Raw genomic sequence first — 18910 nt, forward strand, 5'->3', positions numbered from 1 at the left:
ACCCGTAAATAATTTGTGATTATTTCATGGTGGTCGATGTTTTTCATGATAATGACCGCTTTCACGAGGAGCGACTCGTCATCATCGCAAGCGTCATGGCAAGGTGTTTCTCAACGGTACTGAGAGAAACCTCCAACTGCTCAGCAATTTGCGCCTGCGTCATGTGTTCAAACCGGTGCAGATGAAATATCAGCTGCGTGCGCTCTGGCAGCGTTGCCAGTACGTTCGCCAGACGTTCCAGCTCCTGTTGAGCGATGGCCATTTGATCGAGCTGAGGCGCGGCATCCGGCAGGTATTCCAGCGTCGCTTCCACGTCGTCAACAGACGTCGCCATCTGCCAGCGCTGCTGGTGACGGACATGGTCGAGCAGCAAATTATTTGCTGTCTTATAGAGATACGCTTTTTTATCGTCTACATCATCCTGCTGTTCCAGTCGTTGCGCCAACCGTAAAAAACTCTCTTGCACCAGATCTGCCGCTGCCTGAGGGTCACGCAGTTTATGATTGAGATAGCGTTCTAACCGTTCCGCGTAGTGCTTGAACAGCATTCTGAGTTCAGACTCTGACATGCCAACGTCCCGTCAGGTGACCTTCCCGCCGCCTTTGCGGCAACAGAACCCCTTTCCCTTGTCATTGCGCTCTCCATAGCGATCTTGTCCGTTGATATCGACGGGGTAAGGCCCTGAATAATATACCCGTCATACTTCAAGCTGCTTGTGCGTTGGCCGCGTTCAGTCACCCGAATCACTTACTTATGTAAGCTCATCGGGATTCCCTCTCTTGCCGCCTTCACGCAACTCGAATTATTTAGGGTACAAATTTAATGTAATTGATAATTATTATCACATATGACGAACCGGAAAGCAGAGTTAAATCTTCTTCAGATTGGCGGATTTTCGCCGTCGACTACACTTATCTTTGTTGACGTACTATTTCATTGAGAGGAATGACGATGGCGACGAAGGACGATCCCAAAGAGGTGACGGTCAGTGAAGGGCTGGCAAAGGTGCATGAGGCGTCAGATCAACTGACGGAAGAAGAAATTGAGGCGTTGGCGGAGGAAGCCAGACAGGCCGCTACGCAGACGAAGAAAGAGTCGGGTAACGCGCCTTAGCGTAAGGCCGCCGGTTGCAGAACGGATCGGCAGGTAGACGCAACGTGGCAGGTTTCTTGCACAGACATTTTGCAGATAGTGGTGAAAAACACGACGGTTTTCTCTCTGTAAGGAAAATGTATGCACAACAAATTACTGATAGAAGGCAAGCTGGTAGCAGGGAAAGGTGAAGCGTTGCCAGTATTCAATCCCGCGACGGGAGAGCAAATTGCCGCCATTGCGCAGGCCGATCTGCACCAGGTTGATGCAGCGGTTCTGGCCGCAGAGTCTGCCTTTGCACACTGGGGGCAGACCACGCCGAAAACGCGTGCGACACTGCTGCTACAGATTGCCGATGCCATTGAAGAACACGCTGAGGAATTTGCCAAACTTGAATCGCTGAACTGCGGTAAACCCTATCATGCGGCGCTGAATGATGAAGTGCCCGCGGTCGCCGATGTGTTTCGTTTTTTTGCCGGTGCGGCGCGCTGCCTGAGCGGTTCGGCGGCGGGAGAGTATCTCGAAGGGCATACCTCCATGATCCGGCGCGATCCGGTTGGTGTTGTCGCCTCCATCGCCCCGTGGAACTACCCACTGATGATGGCGTCGTGGAAGCTGGCTCCCGCGCTAGCGGCAGGAAACTGCGTGGTGTTGAAACCGGCGGAGCAAACTCCACTGACTACCTTCTATCTGGCTCATCTGCTGGCGGAGATCCTGCCTGCGGGCGTGGTGAATATCGTGTTTGGGCGCGGGGCGGATATCGGCGATGCGCTGACAGGACATAAGAAAGTGAATATGGTGTCGCTGACCGGTTCAATTGCGACCGGTGCGCATATTTTGTCGCATACCGCCGCGAGCGTAAAACGGACGCATATGGAGTTGGGCGGCAAAGCGCCAGTGATTGTCTTTGACGATGCGAATATCGATCAGGTCGTTGACGGAATCCGCAGCTTTGGTTTCTACAATGCGGGGCAGGACTGTACCGCGGCCTGTCGGCTGTATGTGCAGCGAGGGATCTACGATGAGGTCGTAGAAGCATTAGGAAAAGCGGTAGCGACGCTGAAAATAGGCGATCCACATGATGAAACGACCGAGCTGGGGCCATTGATTACCGAGCCGCAGCTTGAGCGCGTTATCGGCTTTGTAGAACGCGCCAAAGCGCTGCCACATATTACGGTGGTGACGGGGGGCGAGCGGGTGAAAGGGCAGGGATTCTACTTCCAGCCCACGGTGCTGGCGGGGGCGAAGCAGGAAGACGAAATCGTCCAGAAAGAGGTGTTTGGCCCGGTGATCTCCATTACGCCATTCGATGACGAGGCACAGGTGATTGGCTGGGCCAATGCCTCGCATTACGGGTTGGCCTCGTCGGTCTGGACGCGCGATATCGGGCGGGCGCACCGTCTGGCCGCGTGCCTTCAATATGGCTGTACCTGGGTGAACACCCACTTCATGCTGGTCAGCGAAATGCCACACGGCGGGCAAAAGCTATCGGGCTACGGCAAGGATATGTCGATGTACGGTCTGGAGGATTACACCATCGTGCGCCATATCATGATCCGTCATTGAGATGACGCACTCCGTCTCAGGAGCCGCTTGTCTTGAAAAAGACGTCAGGTGCTGAAATAGCGAGTTTGTCCAGCCTCGGCGTGCCCCAAAAGAGGGCATGCTGGGCACACGCGGGGCATCATGAGATTTTCCACTTACCTTCACTCTGACATTTACTATTCGGATTGGTTATTAATTTTGAATATTAAAAATTATTTCAAATTATATGCTGTATTTTTGGTTTAGATCGCGTTTTTGTATTTTATTATGATTTGGGGCGGGCGACTGGCGTGTTATGTGCATTAATTAAATTGGCATCACGTGATGTCCGTTTTCAAGGAGCGCATTTTGTCCAGATCAAACGCCCACCTTACCCCGCTAGAGTGTACTCAGCAGGCACTGCATTGGATTCATAGTGACACGCTATCCCACGATGACATGGCGGCACTGAATCGAGAAGTTTTGAGTTGTTTCCGTGAATACGTCAACCCGGGTTTTCTGGAGTACAGAAAATCTGTCACTACCGGCGGCGATTACGGCGCAGTCGAATGGCGCGCCAGTGGCCCAAATACGCTGATTGATACCCAAGGGAATGAATATCTGGACTGCCTCGGCGGTTACGGCATTTTTAACGTCGGGCATCGCAACCCCAACGTTATTGCCGCCGTTGAACGCCAGCTTGCCAGACAACCGTTGCACAGCCAGGAGTTGCTCGATCCGCTGCGGGGGCTGTTGGCAAAAACGCTGGCGGCGCTGACGCCGGGTAACCTGAAATACAGCTTCTTCTGCAATAGCGGAACGGAATCGGTTGAAGCGGCGTTGAAGCTGGCGAAGGCCTACCAGTCGCCGCGCGGCAAATATACCTTTATCGCGGCGACCGGCGCGTTCCACGGGAAGTCGCTAGGGGCACTTTCCGCCACTGCCAAACCTGCGTTTCGTCGTCCTTTCATGCCGCTGTTACCCGGTTTCCATCATGTTCCTTTTGGCGATATCAGCGCCATGCGCAAGCAGGTTCAGCAATGCCAGAAGACCGGCGATGATGTTGCTGCCATCATCCTTGAACCTATTCAGGGGGAAGGCGGCGTGATTGTACCAGCGGAAAATTACTTGCCTGCGGTCAGAGCATTATGCGATGAGGTCGGGGCATTGCTGATTCTGGATGAGGTGCAAACCGGCATGGGGCGCACGGGCAAGATGTTCGCCTGTGAGCATTATGGCGTGCAGCCTGACATTCTGTGTCTGGCGAAGGCGCTGGGCGGTGGTGTGATGCCGATAGGCGCCACGGTGGCGACGGAAGAGGTCTTCTCCGTGCTGTTTGAAAATCCGTTCCTGCACACCACCACGTTTGGCGGCAACCCGCTGGCCTGCGCGGCGGCGTTGGCGACCGTCAATGAGTTGCTGACGAAGAATCTGCCGGAACAGGCGGCGATACAGGGGGCGTTTTTGTTACAGGGCTTGCAGCAGTTGGTGGCCGAGTATCCTCAATTGATTATCGAAGCGCGAGGAATGGGGTTGTTGCAGGCTATCGAGTTCAGGAAAAACGAGATCGGGTATGCCTTCGCGAAAGAACTGTTCCAACGTAATGTTCTGGTTGCGGGCACCCTGAATAACGCCAAATCGGTCAGGATTGAGCCGCCGCTTACCATCACGCGCGAGCAATGTGCCCGAGTGCTGAAAGAAGCGAAGGACGTGCTCAAGAAGCTCAATGGCACGATGCCTGACGAAAATAAAATGAAGGAATATGCGGTAGAGTGAAAAACGAGACGGCAACACGCAGCACCCTCCGATTAGGTTCATCCCGAAAGCCAGTCAGCCCTCACTGACTGGCTTTTTCTATCCTCATGCGATACGCAGGTGGGATATCATTGTGCTTTAAATCTCATTAATTCAGTCACGTTACGCTGGATTGCGCGCTCTGGAATGTAATGATAATGAGGATGTTGTTACTCAATTAAGATTATTAGCATTCTAACTTATAAGTCTGGTTTAATTAATGGAAATAAGATTTTTCCCTTTATTATTTTTTGATAGAAAAAAACGATCGAATAAAGAAAATTGAATGGTCTAATGATCGTTATTTCCGATCGATCTTGCGATTGTGATAGTGTAGAGTTATAGACTGTAGCAAGTATCGGATTGATGCTCTTTTTATCTATGCATTAACAATTAATATGTGAAAAATTAATTAAGCGTAACACTAACTCGGATTGGGTAGATGAGGGGTAAAGTTTTCGGCTTTCCTTAAACGCTTTGGTTTCTTTTAAACGAGAGTTTACTTTTAACTATGCATAAATAATGTGATGTTCAACGAGGAATAAAAATAAAAAAGGGGGGGTAAATTACTTTATCAAGTAAACCGTTTCAGTCAGTAAGCATCACCAACACACAGGCAATGTGAGATATAACAATATATGGCCAAATGGATTTCTTATGCCAGTATTCTGTTACATGCATCAGAAAATAAGAGATTTAGATAAGCCAGGGTGCCCTGCGCGATAATGGTTCGCGTTACCATCTGTGACGTTCTTTCGTTAAACAGACGGTGGCTGAGCATGTTAGCAATCGTGGTTGGGTAACGATTTTTAAAATGTAATATTCTGGTGTTACTATGATTTTTTTTAAAAATATAAAAATTGGCAATCGGCTTTTTCTGGGATTTGGCTTATTAATTGCGCTGACACTGACTTTGTCATCTATTAGCTATTATTTCATTAAAAACATTGGTGCTGAGTTTGATGGAGTCACTGAAGATAGAATGGTTAAGGTCGATATGCTGCGCGATATTCAAGACGTATTGAATACTAACGTCCGTACGCTACGGGATATTATTCTCCTCCCTGTAGATAGAACTCAAGAAAAACAAGAACTGAAGTCGACCATAGCAAAAACGACTGACGTGGCAAGCGAAATATATAAAAAACTTGATGGTATGGTCAATTCGGAACAGGCGCGGGCGTTATTTAATCAACTTATCGATATCAGGAAACAGTATAGCCTGAGCATTAATAAAGCGATTGGCTATGCGATGAACGATGAGGATGCGCTGGCAACAGAATTGGTATTTGGTGAGATAGCAAATATTCAAGCCGTTTATTTTGCCAAACTGAGTGAATTTACTGAGCTACAGGTCTCGTTTGTTGACCATGCCAAACAAGTGACGAGAACATATATTACGGATGCGCTGTTATGGATGCTGGTGCTATCGGTCTTCTCAACCGTTTTAGGATGCCTTACCGCCTGGTCATTAACCCGTAGCGTTACCCTACCGTTATCCACTGCACTCTCTTCTGCGAAACGTATCAGCGCGGGCGATTTGAGCGGTTCAATTGATGTGAATAGCCGTGATGAAACGGGTCTGCTGCTGGAAGAAATGAAAGAGATGCAGGCTGCGCTGACGCGGATGGTGATTGGCGTCAGAAATAATGCAGAGAGTGTCGCGACAGCCAGCATGCAGATTGCTCAGGGTAACGCGGATTTGTCATCACGGACCGAAGAACAGGCGAGTGCACTCGAAGAAACCTCTTCAACCATGACGCAATTAGGGATGACGGTAAAAAACAATGCCGACAATGCCCGTCAGGCTAACGTGCTGGCGCAAAATGCGAGTAGCGTTGCGCTTCAGGGAGGGAATGTTGTCAACGACGTGGTGGATACGATGAAGTCTATTAATGAGAGCTCGCGCAGCATTGCGGATATTATCAACGTTATCGACAGCATTGCGTTCCAGACGAATATTTTGGCGCTTAATGCCGCCGTCGAGGCTGCCCGGGCCGGCGAACAAGGGCGAGGATTCGCCGTTGTGGCGGGGGAAGTGCGTAATCTGGCACAGCGTAGCGCAGAAGCTGCGAAAGAGATCAAAAACCTGATTACTGCGAGCGTTGAACGCGTCGAACTTGGTTCGGTATTGGTGAACAAAGCGGGGGAAACTATGCAGCAGGTGGTGATGTCCATCCGCCAGTTGAGCGATACCGTATCAGAGATTAGCTCCGCAAGTGCCGAGCAGTCGACGGGGGTTGAACAGGTCGGCATCGCGGTTAGTCAGATGGATCAAACAACACAACAAAATGCCGCGCTGGTGGAAGAGTCGGCAGCGGCAGCGCAAAGTCTCAAGGAACAAGCGGATCAACTTGTCAGAGAAGTCTCGGTGTTCAGGATTGCCGGCTATGAACGTCCGGTGCCCAAGCAGCCAGCAACGGAGACGCTGTCGCTTGTTGCGATGCTTCCAGTCTCTTCCAAAGCATCAGCCCTTGGTGCATCTGACTGGACCCGTTTCTGATAATGAAAAATATGTCGTCAGCACGTCAGGGATAGCGTGAGAATAGGGAATTATAAAACAGAGAGTGTTATTGAAGGTGTTGTTTGCCAGTCAGCTTTTGCTGACTGGCTTTTTGCATTATGGGGGCTTTTTACATTCAGGAAGCATGAGCTGCGAATGCGCGGTTATTGGTGTTTACGGGCGATCAACACATTCAACGGCGCCATGGGAAATGCCTGATGGCGGCGAATGTCGACAGAGGTAAAGCCGGCAGCCAGTAGCCACTGCGTTAGTTGACCTTCTCGCGTGACGTGGCGTCCACTCATTTGCATCGGCAGGTAGAACGGCAGAACCGGCGTGGCATCATCGGCCTTGTCCGCGATTTCTGCCTGTGCCAGCACCAGCGTGCCTTCTGACGTTAGCGCGTTGTGGAGCGTAACCAGCATGGTGGGAATATCTTCGACAAAATGCAGGAAAGAAGAACTCCAAATCAGATCATACTTTTCGGCAGGGAACGCGCCGCTGTGTGCCGACAGCCTTGTTGACAATCCGGCGGCATCGATATTGCGCTGCGCCACGGCGGCGGTTTGCGGCAGATCATAGACCGTGCCGGAGATCTGCGCGTGGCGCAGCGCCAGCGTAATCGCCACCCAACCGGGGCCACCGCCCAGATCGAGAACGTGTCTGATGTGTGGGAAATCTGGCAGGCTGGAGAGCAGACTATCGGCAAGGTCTGCCGTTATCGAACGCTGCTCCTGAGCGATCTGCTGCTCTGCCGCATTGGCCCATGCTGCCTCGCGCGGTAACTCGCTCAACTGTGTCGGCAGAGGCTGACGCATGCCGTCACCAAGCCCCTGACCAAACTGGCGCAGACTGGTGAGGCGAAAACGCCAGGCGTCGCCCAGAAAACGCGAACGACTGCGACAGAGTACGGCAGCGCAGGCCGGGGCAGTGCGATAGCCGTCGTGATGGCGCGTCAAAAATTGCATACTCCACAGAATCTCGAGCAAAAATCCGGTTTTCTCTGGCTGCCAACCCAACTCTGCCGCCAACTGTTCCGGTGTGGTGATCGCCTCCAGTCGGTCAAAAATCTGCTGCTCCAACGCCAAATGTAAAGCATCGGCTTGCACGCTGCTGGCGGCAAGCTGCCATAATGTCTCTAATGGATTCATAAGCGGTCCGTCTCATTGATGGTCAGTCGATAGGGAATATGCTATCTATAAATGAGAATCGTTATTATGTTCATTGTTATGCGAGACGACGTTTTTCCTATGCGAAACGGCAGGGGAAGGGGATGAAAAGGCGACAAGGGCAACGTGAAAAACCAGCAGACGAGCGGTGCGGTACTCGCGAGGTGAGTATCTCAGGCTCTCGCCGTCTCCTGCCGGATAATATCGGTGAGTGTTGGTCGGATTTCAGCCGTATTGATGCGGATCTGTCGCTGGCACGTTCGCAGTACCGTCCGCGCTGTGCCTTAGTGGAAGAAACACAGAACCCACATTCGCAACCGATGCTGGTCATGACGTTTGCGCTGGCAGGGGAATCCGCCTATTGCGATAGCAGTGGTTCGCAGGTCTGGTTTCGTCAGCAGCATGTCACGATTACGACGTTTGGCACCAGCGTGGGTGAACGCCATTATCAGGCTCAGCAGCAGGTCGATCAGCTACGGCTGCTGGTGGGGAAAACGGCAGCGGCGCGTTATTTTGGCACGGACTGTGCGGAACCGTTGTTCAGTGGTGATGGGGTGCAGCAGCGCGTATTTACCTCTATTTCTGCGGCCAGCCAGGTGCATGTGAATGCGCTGTGTGGCGACGCCGATCCGCTAAATCGTCATATCCACGCCTTAAGTCTGCTGGCGCAGTATCGCCACTTCCTACAGCCGGAAGAGAGGCGTGGTGCTATTCATCTACAGGAACGGCAGCAATTGGAGCAGGTATGCCGCTGGATGCGTGAACATTTGGCTGAACCGTTGACGCTGGCCTGCATTGCAACTCAGGCGGGGATGAGCGAATCCAGACTTAAACTCGGGTTTCATCGCTGCTTTGCGACGACGCCGGGTCAGATGTTATTGCGGATGCGGATGGAGCGGGCGCATCAGTTGCTGGAGCAGGGATTTCAGGTGGCGCAGACGGCCTGGCAAGTCGGCTATCGACACCCGGCTAATTTCAGTCTGGCATTTACGCGCTATTTTAACCGCAACCCGAAAATGATTACGCCGCGTAAGTAACAATATCCTCCGACGTTAATGTGACGGCTTTGTCATAATTATTTACCGTTATTGATAATGCCCGGCTTAAAAAAGCCATTACCGCTGCCGCATTGGGTAATGCGATGGAATGGTTTGATTTTGGTGTATATGGCTTTGTGGCGTATGCGCTCGGACAGGTTTTTTTCCCCGGCGCTGATCCCGGCGTACAAATGATTGCCGCGCTGGCAACATTCTCGGTTCCCTTTTTGGTGCGGCCACTCGGCGGGCTATTCTTTGGGGCGATGGGCGATAAATTTGGTCGCCAGAAAGTCTTATCGATCACCATTATTATTATGTCGGTGAGCACATTCTGCATAGGCCTGATTCCTTCCTATGAATCGATCGGTATTTGGGCACCGGTATTACTGCTGTTGGCGAAACTGGCGCAGGGATTCTCCGTTGGCGGGGAAAGTCGACCGGCAATCTTTATATGCCGGCGTATTACCTGATGGTGCTTGGACTGATCGGCCTGATTACCGGGATGTCGATGCGCGAAACTGCTAACCAGCCGCTGAAAGGTGCAACGCCAGCGGCGTCGGATCGGACGGAAGCCAAAGAGCTGTTGCAGGAACAGTACGACAATATTGAACAGAAAATAGAAGAGATTGATGAGAAAATTGCCGATCTGGAGAAGAAAAGGAAACGGCTGACCGAACAGCATCCTGAAATTAATTGACGCAAGTTAACGGTACTAAGTAAGCGCCACGCATGTGGCGCTTCAGGTTGTTGACGAAACCTACGTTTTTTGGACTGACCCCATAAGGTTGGATGGTTCATATTAAGCGGCTTTCACAGCCTGGGTTCGGTACTCTATCGGACTCAGGCCTTTTAATTTCAGACTGATTCTTGCGTTGTTGCAGTAATGGATATCGTCCTCTATTGCCCTCTTCAGTTCATCGATACTGCGGCCTCAGGTAAAAACACTCCGATTTCAGCGTCCTAAAGACGTTCTCCACCACCGCATTATCCAGGCAGTTCCCTTTGCGCGACATACTTTGGTCTTTAACTTTGCCTGATAGCTTACCATTCGGTACTGCCAGCTCTGAGTCGAGTGCAACAGCGGAGTTTCTTCCGGCCTGAGTTTTTTTGCCTGCATAAAATCAGACACACCTGCTTGTCTGCAACGCAGCTTTACTGGCAAGCTGACGATGAGAAATGATGCGGAGCTTATTATGCTGTGGATTAATGGCCAGTTACAGGAACAGCTTTCGGTGCTCGATCGGGCTACGCAATATGGCGACGGCTGTTTTACGACCGCCAGAGTCAGTGCTGGCGAGGTTGTCTGGCTTGATCGACATATCACACGCCTGCAACAGGCTGCTACACGCTTGTTATTCCCGATGGTTGACTGGGAAAGCCTGATGGCGGAAATGAAACAGGCTGCCTTGGGGCGGGCGGATGGCGTAGTAAAAGTGATGCTAACGCGCGGTGCTGGCGGGCGTGGTTATAGCCCTCAGGGCTGTATGCAACCAACCCGAATCGTCATGCAGGTAGGTTATCCCACTCACTATGCTGACTGGCGCGAGCAGGGTATTAGCCTGAATCTTAGCCCCGTGGCGCTCGCTAAAAACCCGCTGTTGGCGGGCATAAAACATCTGAATCGGCTTGAGCAAGTGCTGATTCGTGCGCATCTTGACCAGACTTCAGCCGATGAGGCCCTCGTACTTGACACCTCCGGTGCGCTAGTGGAATGCTGTGCCGCTAATTTATTCTGGCGTAAAGGAAATCACGTCTATACGCCGGATGTCTCTCAGTCTGGTGTGGATGGTGTTGCCCGGCAGCACATCATCGCCTCGCTGGCAGAGGCTGATTTTGAGCTAGAGATTGTTAGTGAAGCCGTGACCACACTGTCCGATGCGGACGAGGTGCTGGTTTGTAATGCATTAATGCCGATTGTCCCCGTGAATCAGGCGCATGTCTGGCGTTACCACTCCCGAGAGCTTTATCGATTCCTGAGTTCTGACTGCTAGTAGATGGTTGATTTATGAAGAAAAAGAAAGTTGGTCTGCTGATTATCGCTGCCGTTGTTCTGCTGTTGTTGGTTGCATGGCAGAAAGTGCAGCGCTTTGCTGGTTCTCCATTAGCTATCGAAAAGGAAACCATTTTCACGCTTCCTGCTGGTACGGGAAGAGAAGGACTGGAAACGTTGCTTCTCGAGCAGCATGTGATTACCGATGGCACATTTTTTCCGTGGCTGCTGCGTATTGAGCCTGAATTGGCGAAATTCAAAGCGGGTACGTATCGCTTTACAGCAGGAATGACTGTACGTGAGATGCTGGCGTTACTGTCCAGCGGAAAAGAAGCACAATTTTCCATCCGTTTTGTCGAAGGCTCACGCTTGAAAGAGTGGTTAACCACGCTGCAACAGGCACCTTACATCAAGCATACGCTTGCTGATAAAACCGAACAGGACATCGCCACGCAGTTGGAAGTCAACGATAAGACGAACCCAGAAGGCTGGTTTTATCCTGATACCTATTCATACACGGCGGGTACGAGCGATAGCGCGCTGCTGCAACGTGCGCATCAGCGTATGAAAAAAACGGTGGATGAGGTATGGAAAGGGCGCGAGGACGGATTGCCGTATAAAACGCCAGACGAATTGCTGACGATGGCGTCAATTATTGAAAAAGAAACGGCCATCAATGAAGAACGTACTCAGGTCGCTTCCGTTTTTATCAATCGTTTACGGCTTGGCATGCGTTTGCAAACCGACCCCACGGTGATTTATGGCATGGGGGATGACTATAAAGGCGTGATAACCCGTAAAGCATTAGACACACCGACGCCTTACAATACCTATATTATTTCTGGTTTGCCGCCAACGCCAATCGCGATGCCGGGGAAAGCCTCATTAGATGCGGCTGCGCACCCAGCCAAAACGTCATACCTGTATTTTGTGGCGGATGGAAAAGGCGGACACAGTTTTACCACTAACCTTGCAGACCATAATCGTGCTGTGAGGGTATACCGCTCAGCGTTAAAGGAACGGGATGAACAGTAAATTTATCGTCATTGAAGGGCTGGAAGGCGCGGGAAAGACCACCGCGCGTAATATCGTGGTGGAGACGCTGCGGTCACATGGCGTGAAAGAGGTCGTGTTTACGCGAGAGCCCGGCGGCACGCCACTGGCGGAGAAGCTACGCGAGCTTATCAAGCAAGGTATGACGGATGAGAAGGTTACCGACAAAGCGGAAGTATTGATGCTGTACGCCGCCAGAGTTCAACTGGTGGATAATGTCATCAAACCCGCGTTGGCTAACGGACAATGGGTTATCGGCGATCGTCACGATCTGTCCTCACAAGCTTATCAGGGCGGTGGACGTGGGATCGATCAGCAGCTATTGCGTTCGCTACGCGATACCGTGCTGGGTGATTTTCGTCCTGACCTGACGCTCTATCTTGATTTATCACCCGCTATCGGTTTGCAGCGCGCGCGCCAGCGGGGAGAATTGGATCGAATTGAGCAAGAGTCGCTGGCTTTCTTTGAACGTACCCGTGCCCGCTATCAGGAACTGGCGGCGGAGGACGACAGTATCCTGACGATCGATGCTTCACAGTCTATTGACGCCGTCAGTGCGGATATTCAGGCAGCGCTACAGCAGTGGCTACAGCAACAAGGCTTGTCGCCTGTTGCGCAGGAGCAGCACTGATGGATTGGTATCCGTGGCTGAATGCATCCTACCGACAGCTCATTGGTCAATACCAGGCGGGCAGGGGACACCATGCCGTGTTGCTCCATGCGCTGCCGGGCATGGGCGATGAATCGCTGATTTATGCGCTGAGTCGCTGGCTGATCTGCCAGCAGCCTGATGGGATGAAAAGCTGCGGGCACTGTCACTCATGCAATCTGATGACCGCGGGAACGCACCCTGACTGGCATGTGTTAAGCCCAGAGAAAGGCAAGCAGAGCCTGGGCGTTGATCCGGTGCGTGACGTTGTGGAAAAAGTGTATCAGCATTCCCGGCAGGGCGGAGCAAAAGTGATCTGGCTGGTTGCTGCTGAGCAACTGACAGAGGCGGCGGCGAATGCGCTGCTGAAAACGCTGGAAGAGCCGCCGCAGAATACCTTCTTCTTGTTTGGTTGCCGTGAGCCAGCCCGGTTGTTGGCGACGTTGCGTAGCCGTTGTTTGTATCACTCTCTGGATGTCCCGGATGAGACGCAGAGCGTGCTGTGGCTGAATGCTCGTCATCGCCATGACAGCCAGGCGTTGCGCACGGCATTGAGATTGCAATCGGGTGCGCCGCTAGCCGCCGAGGCGCTCTTACAGCCAGAGCAATGGAAACAGCGTATTGGGCTGTGTCAGGCATTTTCTGCTGCCTTGACTTCACGGGATCAGCTTTCGCTGATTTCACTGCTGAATCATGACGATGCAGATGTTCGCATTCACTGGCTGACTGCGCTACTGCTGGATGCGATGAAGTGGCAACAGGGAGCGAGCGAGCACTTGGTGAATCAGGATCAGCTCGGACTGGTTGAGCATCTGGCGCGTGAGCCTTCCGTACATTTGCAGTATGAGCTGCAACAGTGGCTGGCCTGCCGACAAAAATTGCTGACCATCACGGGTGTCAATCGTGAGCTATTGCTGACGGAACGCTTGCTTGATGGGGAACGCACGTTTGCCTCATTGGTTAGGCGAGACAGCCATCCTTTTTCTGTTTAATTATTATCGAGTAAATATCATGTTGTTAGTGGATTCCCACTGTCATCTTGACGGTCTGGATTATCAGTCATTGCATAAAGATGTCTCCGATGTTCTGGAGAAAGCGAAACGTCGCGATGTCGGCTTCCTGTTGGCGGTGGCGACGACGTTGCCTGGCTATCGTGCCATGTTGGAGTTAATTGGCGAGCGCGATAATGTGGCGTTTTCCTGCGGCGTGCATCCGCTTAATCAGGAAGCGCCCTATGACTATGCCGAGCTGCGTGAGTTAGCCAGTGCCAGCCGCGTGGTGGCGATGGGGGAAACGGGTCTGGACTATTTCTACCAACAGGAAACGAAAGCCCAGCAGCAGGAGTCCTTTCGCGAACATATTCGTATTGGCAATGACCTGAACAAACCGGTCATCGTGCATACACGCGCTGCCCGTGAAGATACGTTAGCGATTCTGCGTGAGGAACAGGCGGAAAAATGCAGCGGTGTTCTGCACTGTTTTACGGAAGATTTGCCGACGGCAAAAGCCCTGCTGGATATGGGATTCTATATCTCGTTTTCAGGCATCGTGACGTTCCGTAATGCCGAAGAATTGCGTGACGTCGCGCGTTACGTGCCACTGGATCGGATGCTGATTGAAACGGATTCCCCCTGGTTAGCACCCGTTCCATTCCGGGGTCAGGAAAACCAGCCTGCGTATGTGCGTGATGTAGCGGAATATCTCGCTGTGCTGAAAGGCACATCGTTGGAAACCCTGGCTGCCGCCACGACAGAAAACTTCTCCCGCCTGTTTCACATCGATCCGGTTCGGTTGACCGCCGCGCAATAGTGGCTGAAAATAGCCGACTTTTTTTTATCTGCGTAATTAATAGCGCTGCATAATCCCCTTGATCAGGTTTTTCCTTTTCAGGGGGACGCGTTTTTTAGCGATATATCGCAAAAAAGTGCAATATCTGTTCGATTTTAGCCTGTTGGCTTATGGAAACGTGATAGCAATCAAACATTGTGGGTGCTATTTATTTTACTCTGCGTAAAAATTAAAGAGGGCTAAAACACCCCTATTCCCAAAGGCTATCCTCCCCGCCTTTGCTTATATATGAAGTATCAGAAGTAAAAGCACTATTACTCAGGAGCACACTCAATTATGTTCAAGAATGCATTCGCAAACCTGCAAAAAGTAGGTAAGTCGCTAATGCTGCCCGTATCCGTACTCCCTATTGCAGGTATTCTACTGGGTGTCGGTTCGGCTAATTTTAGCTGGTTGCCTCAAATTGTCTCCAGCGTCATGGCACAGGCTGGCGATTCGGTATTTGCCAACATGCCGCTGATTTTTGCTATTGGTGTTGCCCTGGGCTTCACCAATAACGACGGTGTTTCTGCACTGGCGGCGGTGGTGGCTTATGGCATCATGGTAAAAACCATGGCTGCGATTGCGCCGCTGGTTCTTAATCTGCCGGCCGCCGAGATTACGGCAAAGCACCTGGCGGATACCGGTGTTCTGGGCGGGATCATTGCCGGTGCGATTGCCGCGTATATGTTTAACCGTTTCTACCGCATCCAACTGCCTGAATATCTGGGCTTCTTTGCCGGTAAACGCTTCGTGCCGATTATTTCCGGCCTGACGGCGATCGTTACTGGTGCGGTACTGTCTTTCATCTGGCCACCTGTCGGTAGCGCTATCCAGACGTTTTCACATTGGGCGGCGAATGAGAACCCGATGTTAGCATTTGGTATCTATGGGGTCGTTGAACGTTCTCTGGTGCCGTTTGGTCTGCACCATATCTGGAACGTACCTTTCCAAATGCAAGTCGGTGAGTTCACCAACGCGGCAGGTCAGGTTTTCCGTGGTGATATCCCTCGTTATATTGCGGGTGATCCGGAAGCAGGTAAATTGTCCGGTGGTTTCCTGTTTAAAATGTATGGTCTGCCAGCCGCGGCTATTGCTATCTGGCATTCGGCTAAACCAGAGAACCGCGCGAAAGTGGGCGGTATTATGATCTCTGCGGCACTGACCTCGTTCCTGACGGGGATCACTGAGCCAATTGAGTTCTCATTCATGTTTGTTGCGCCGATCCTGTATGTCATCCATGCGATTCTGGCAGGTCTGGCGTTCCCAATCTGTATCCTGTTGGGTATGCGTGATGGTACAAGCTTCTCCCACGGTCTGATCGATTTCGTGGTGCTGAGCGGCAATGGCAGCAAGCTGTGGCTGTTCCCAATTGTGGGTTTGTGCTATGCGTTAATTTACTACACCATCTTCCGCGTTCTGATTGCCAAGCTGAACCTGAAAACACCAGGCCGTGAAGATAGCTCATCTGAGCAAAACTCGCAGGACAGCACTGAAATGGCTGCCGCTCTGGTGACTGCATTTGGTGGTAAAGACAACATCACTAACCTGGATGCCTGCATCACTCGTTTGCGCGTTAGCGTGGGCGATGTGGCTAAAGTGGATCAGGCTGGCCTGAAAAAACTGGGTGCAGCGGGTGTCGTGGTAGCTGGTTCCGGTGTTCAGGCCATTTTCGGTACCAAGTCCGATAACCTGAAAACCGATATGGACGACTACATCCGTAACCACTGATGTGTTATAGGGGAGGGGCAAAAAGGGGCGAAAGCTCCTTTTTTATTGTCGGTAACAATCGGTGTTCAATAAAAGACGCGTCAAGCCGTGGGAGCCTTTAGGTACTAAAGCGGGTTTTTTCTGGGTGTCGTATTTTGACCACCTGCACCAGAAATAGACGAAGAAGGTTGAAAGAAATGGAATATGTCACTCATACTGCCTACACGACGTCGTTTAACGCCAGCTTTAACAAGGAAATCGATCATGGCTGAAGAAACCATCTTTAGTAAAATTATTCGCCGGGAAATTCCTGCGGATATCGTCTATCAGGATGAACTGGTCACCGCTTTTCGCGACATCGCGCCGCGCACGCCAACCCATATCCTGATTATCCCGAATGTTTTGATCCCGACCGTTAACGATACGGCACCTGAGCATGAAGCTGCACTGGGACGTATGGTGACGGTCGCGGCGAAGATTGCGCAGCAGGAGGGTATCGCAGAGGATGGCTATCGTCTGATCATTAACTGCAACCGACACGGCGGACAGGAGGTGTATCACATCCACATGCATCTGCTTGGTGGTCGCGCACTCGGGCCTTTGCTGGCGAACTAGATTTGATGATTATGGTTGGGCAATCATGTGAAAAGCCCTCATGCGAGAACATCATGCGTAACCCGATGCTTTTTCTGTCCGCGTGTCTGATGGTCGGGCTGCTGGCAGGCTGTAGCACGCCAAAGGTGTTGACCATCAATGAACGGCAAACGCTGGTATTGGATGCCCCCGTGCTGTCGGCGGGCATTACGGCGGGGAATCCGTCGCTGGATTCAGAAAATGGTCGACTGCGTGCTTCTTCTGTCGTCAGCAATGATGCTTCACACACGGTGACCGTGCATTACCGTTTCTATTGGTATGATGACAGCGGACTGGACGTGCTGCCGTTTGAAGACGTGCAGTCCATTGAAATCCCGCCACAGACGGAAATGACGGTGTTTTCAACGCGTAGCAGTCCCACTGCGCGTCAGGTCCGTCTTCATCTGTTTTTGTAATGATGTGCTGAGAGAGAGAATATGAAAAAGTACCTAGGGGTGATACTGGCGGCATTGGTACTAACAGGGTGCCCCAGCCGTCCACCGGAACCGACTGAACCGCCAGCGACTATTGAGCCCGTTGAGCCTCAAGTGCCGACCACGCCAACGCTACCGCCGGGGGAGTCTGTACCGCAACCGCCGAAAATCCAGACGCTAAACTGGGAAGCCAGCATTAATCCGCTGGTGGCGCAGATGCTGAAAGCCGATGGCGTCACGCCGGGCAGCATACTGCTGGTGGATAGTGTAAAAAACACCACCAACGGTTCCTTACCGATCGCGAAAGCGACAGGCGCGCTGTACAGCGCGTTATCGTCAGGTAAGGCGTTTACGCTGGTACCGCGCGAGCAGTTGGCCTCTGCGAAACAAACGCTGGGTCTGTCGGTTGACGACAGCTTAGGATCGCGCAGCAAGGCGATTGGCCTGGCACGTTATGTCAGCGCGCAGTATGTGCTGTACAGCGACGTCAGTGGTGATGTGAAATCGCCGCAGATCGACATGCAACTGATGCTGGTGCAGACCGGTGAAATTGTGTGGTCCGGTAATGGCGCCGTTCAGCATTAAGCAGGCGGGTATTCAGCAACAGCTGACTGCGGCGATCCAGAAGCATTTTCCCGCCGTGGAGATAGCGGATATTCGCTTTGAGCTGGTTGGCGGGTTGAGTAATAAAAGCTGGCGTATCCGTGGGCCGGGCATCGAATGGCTTGCGCGCAGGCAGTCGCCAACCGAGCGGAAGATGGGCGTCGATCGCCAGCGAGAGTTCGCCCTGTTGCGGCAGATGTCCGCGAGAGGGCTTGCGCCACGGCCGCTGCTGTGGCGCAACGGTTGGCTCATTGTCGAGTGGGTGCCGGGGCGCATCGCCACATCTGATGAGTTTCTGATGCTGTTGGCTAATGGTGAAGTGGCGCGGACACTGTCTCAACTTCATTGCCTGCCGCGTAGCGGCCATCCCCTCGATCTCAAAGTGCTATTCGCGCAACACTGGCAGTTGATGGATCCCCACCGCCGTACGCCCGCGCTGTTGCGCGCCCACCATTATTTTCAGCATGCGGCATTACCCACCCCTCTGGCGCTGGCTCCTCTCCATCTGGATGTGCATGCGGAAAACCTGCTGATTACGCCACAAGGAACGATGCTGATTGACTGGGAATATGCCTCAGATGGCGATATTGCCTTTGAACTGGCGTTTATTGTGCGAGCTAATCAGATGGAAAGTGGGGCGCAAACGCATTTTCTACAGAGCTACCAGCGGCATCGGCGAGGGTTTTCCGTGAACCGCCTTCAGCAACAGATGATGCAGTGGTTTCCCTGGGTCGATTATCTGGTATTGATATGGTTTGAAATACGCTGGCAGCAAACGAAGAACCCCGAATTTTTAGCGGACATTCCCGCACTCTATCATCGGTTACAATCAGGCCACCGATGACGGTGTGGCTTTTGTCATCGTCGTTATTTTACTCAGTCGTACATGTTA

General features: G+C 52.0%; 17 protein-coding genes and 2 pseudogenes. 16 read left to right on the plus strand and 3 right to left on the minus strand.

Annotation, left to right across the window (positions count from 1 at the left end; all coding sequences use genetic code 11):
* Window positions 1-61: 61 nt before the first annotated feature.
* A complete protein-coding gene (locus tag O1Q74_RS08175; protein ID WP_271877839.1) occupies window positions 62-568 on the minus strand; it encodes an RNA polymerase sigma factor in 507 nt (168 codons plus the stop codon).
* A 383-nt stretch (window positions 569-951) separates the two neighbouring features.
* Between O1Q74_RS08175 and O1Q74_RS08180 the strand changes: the two genes are divergently transcribed.
* From O1Q74_RS08180 to O1Q74_RS08195, 4 genes are all read left to right on the plus strand, one after another.
* Entirely contained in the window at window positions 952-1113 is a 162-nt protein-coding gene (locus O1Q74_RS08180) for a hypothetical protein (RefSeq protein ID WP_271877840.1), read from the plus strand.
* A 120-nt stretch (window positions 1114-1233) separates the two neighbouring features.
* Window positions 1234-2658, plus strand: coding sequence for an aminobutyraldehyde dehydrogenase (gene patD / locus O1Q74_RS08185; RefSeq protein WP_271877841.1), 1425 nt, complete (start codon window positions 1234-1236; stop codon window positions 2656-2658).
* Between the two features lie 327 nt (window positions 2659-2985).
* Window positions 2986-4392, plus strand: coding sequence for a putrescine aminotransferase (ygjG, locus tag O1Q74_RS08190; protein WP_271877842.1), 1407 nt, complete (start codon window positions 2986-2988; stop codon window positions 4390-4392).
* Window positions 4393-5245: 853 nt separating this feature from the next.
* Window positions 5246-6913, plus strand: coding sequence for a methyl-accepting chemotaxis protein (locus O1Q74_RS08195; protein ID WP_271877843.1), 1668 nt, complete (start codon window positions 5246-5248; stop codon window positions 6911-6913).
* Window positions 6914-7077: 164 nt separating this feature from the next.
* Here O1Q74_RS08195 and O1Q74_RS08200 read toward each other — a convergent pair whose 3' ends face one another.
* A complete protein-coding gene (locus tag O1Q74_RS08200) occupies window positions 7078-8064 on the minus strand; it encodes a class I SAM-dependent methyltransferase (protein ID WP_271877844.1) in 987 nt (328 codons plus the stop codon).
* A 122-nt stretch (window positions 8065-8186) separates the two neighbouring features.
* On the opposite strand from O1Q74_RS08200, the gene O1Q74_RS08205 reads away from it, so the two are divergent.
* Window positions 8187-9119 carry a helix-turn-helix domain-containing protein gene (locus O1Q74_RS08205; protein WP_271877845.1) on the plus strand — a complete coding sequence of 311 codons (933 nt, stop codon included), beginning with the start codon at window positions 8187-8189 and terminating at the stop codon, window positions 9117-9119.
* Window positions 9120-9169: 50 nt separating this feature from the next.
* Window positions 9170-9816, plus strand: a pseudogene (locus O1Q74_RS08210) (MFS transporter).
* A gap of 102 nt (window positions 9817-9918) precedes the next feature.
* Here the strand turns inward: O1Q74_RS08210 and O1Q74_RS08215 are convergent.
* Window positions 9919-10224: pseudogene (locus O1Q74_RS08215) on the minus strand (transposase); the annotation flags it as partial.
* Between the two features lie 88 nt (window positions 10225-10312).
* Here O1Q74_RS08215 and pabC point away from each other — a divergent pair.
* From pabC to thiK, 10 genes are all read left to right on the plus strand, one after another.
* Window positions 10313-11110, plus strand: a complete 798-nt coding sequence (gene pabC / locus O1Q74_RS08220; RefSeq protein WP_271877846.1) for an aminodeoxychorismate lyase — start codon at window positions 10313-10315, stop codon at window positions 11108-11110.
* 14 nt (window positions 11111-11124) lie between these two features.
* Complete coding sequence (gene mltG, locus O1Q74_RS08225) at window positions 11125-12144, plus strand: endolytic transglycosylase MltG (RefSeq protein WP_271877847.1); 1020 nt, start codon at window positions 11125-11127, stop codon at window positions 12142-12144.
* Window positions 12134-12793 (plus strand): dTMP kinase, encoded by a 660-nt coding sequence (gene tmk / locus O1Q74_RS08230; RefSeq protein ID WP_271877848.1) that lies wholly within the window; start codon window positions 12134-12136, stop codon window positions 12791-12793. Before mltG ends, tmk begins: the two co-directional genes overlap by 11 nt.
* A complete protein-coding gene (gene holB / locus O1Q74_RS08235; RefSeq protein WP_271877849.1) occupies window positions 12793-13803 on the plus strand; it encodes a DNA polymerase III subunit delta' in 1011 nt (336 codons plus the stop codon). The genes tmk and holB overlap by 1 nt, the downstream gene beginning before the upstream one ends.
* A 19-nt stretch (window positions 13804-13822) precedes the next feature.
* Window positions 13823-14620, plus strand: a complete 798-nt coding sequence (locus O1Q74_RS08240) for a metal-dependent hydrolase (protein WP_271877850.1) — start codon at window positions 13823-13825, stop codon at window positions 14618-14620.
* A gap of 315 nt (window positions 14621-14935) precedes the next feature.
* Complete coding sequence (gene ptsG / locus O1Q74_RS08245) at window positions 14936-16369, plus strand: PTS glucose transporter subunit IIBC (protein WP_271877851.1); 1434 nt, start codon at window positions 14936-14938, stop codon at window positions 16367-16369.
* Window positions 16370-16612: 243 nt separating this feature from the next.
* On the plus strand, window positions 16613-16963 hold the full coding sequence (gene hinT, locus O1Q74_RS08250; RefSeq protein ID WP_271877852.1) for a purine nucleoside phosphoramidase: 351 nt from the start codon (window positions 16613-16615) through the stop codon (window positions 16961-16963).
* A 53-nt stretch (window positions 16964-17016) separates the two neighbouring features.
* Window positions 17017-17397: a YcfL family protein gene (locus O1Q74_RS08255; RefSeq protein WP_271877853.1), complete on the plus strand. Its 381-nt coding sequence runs from the start codon at window positions 17017-17019 to the stop codon at window positions 17395-17397.
* Window positions 17398-17418: 21 nt separating this feature from the next.
* Entirely contained in the window at window positions 17419-18000 is a 582-nt protein-coding gene (lpoB, locus tag O1Q74_RS08260; RefSeq protein WP_271877854.1) for a penicillin-binding protein activator LpoB, read from the plus strand.
* Entirely contained in the window at window positions 17981-18862 is an 882-nt protein-coding gene (gene thiK / locus O1Q74_RS08265) for a thiamine kinase (RefSeq protein ID WP_271877855.1), read from the plus strand. Before lpoB ends, thiK begins: the two co-directional genes overlap by 20 nt.
* Window positions 18863-18910: the final 48 nt, after the last annotated feature.

This window comes from Pectobacterium sp. A5351 (assembly GCF_028335745.1).
Lineage (GTDB): Bacteria > Pseudomonadota > Gammaproteobacteria > Enterobacterales > Enterobacteriaceae > Pectobacterium.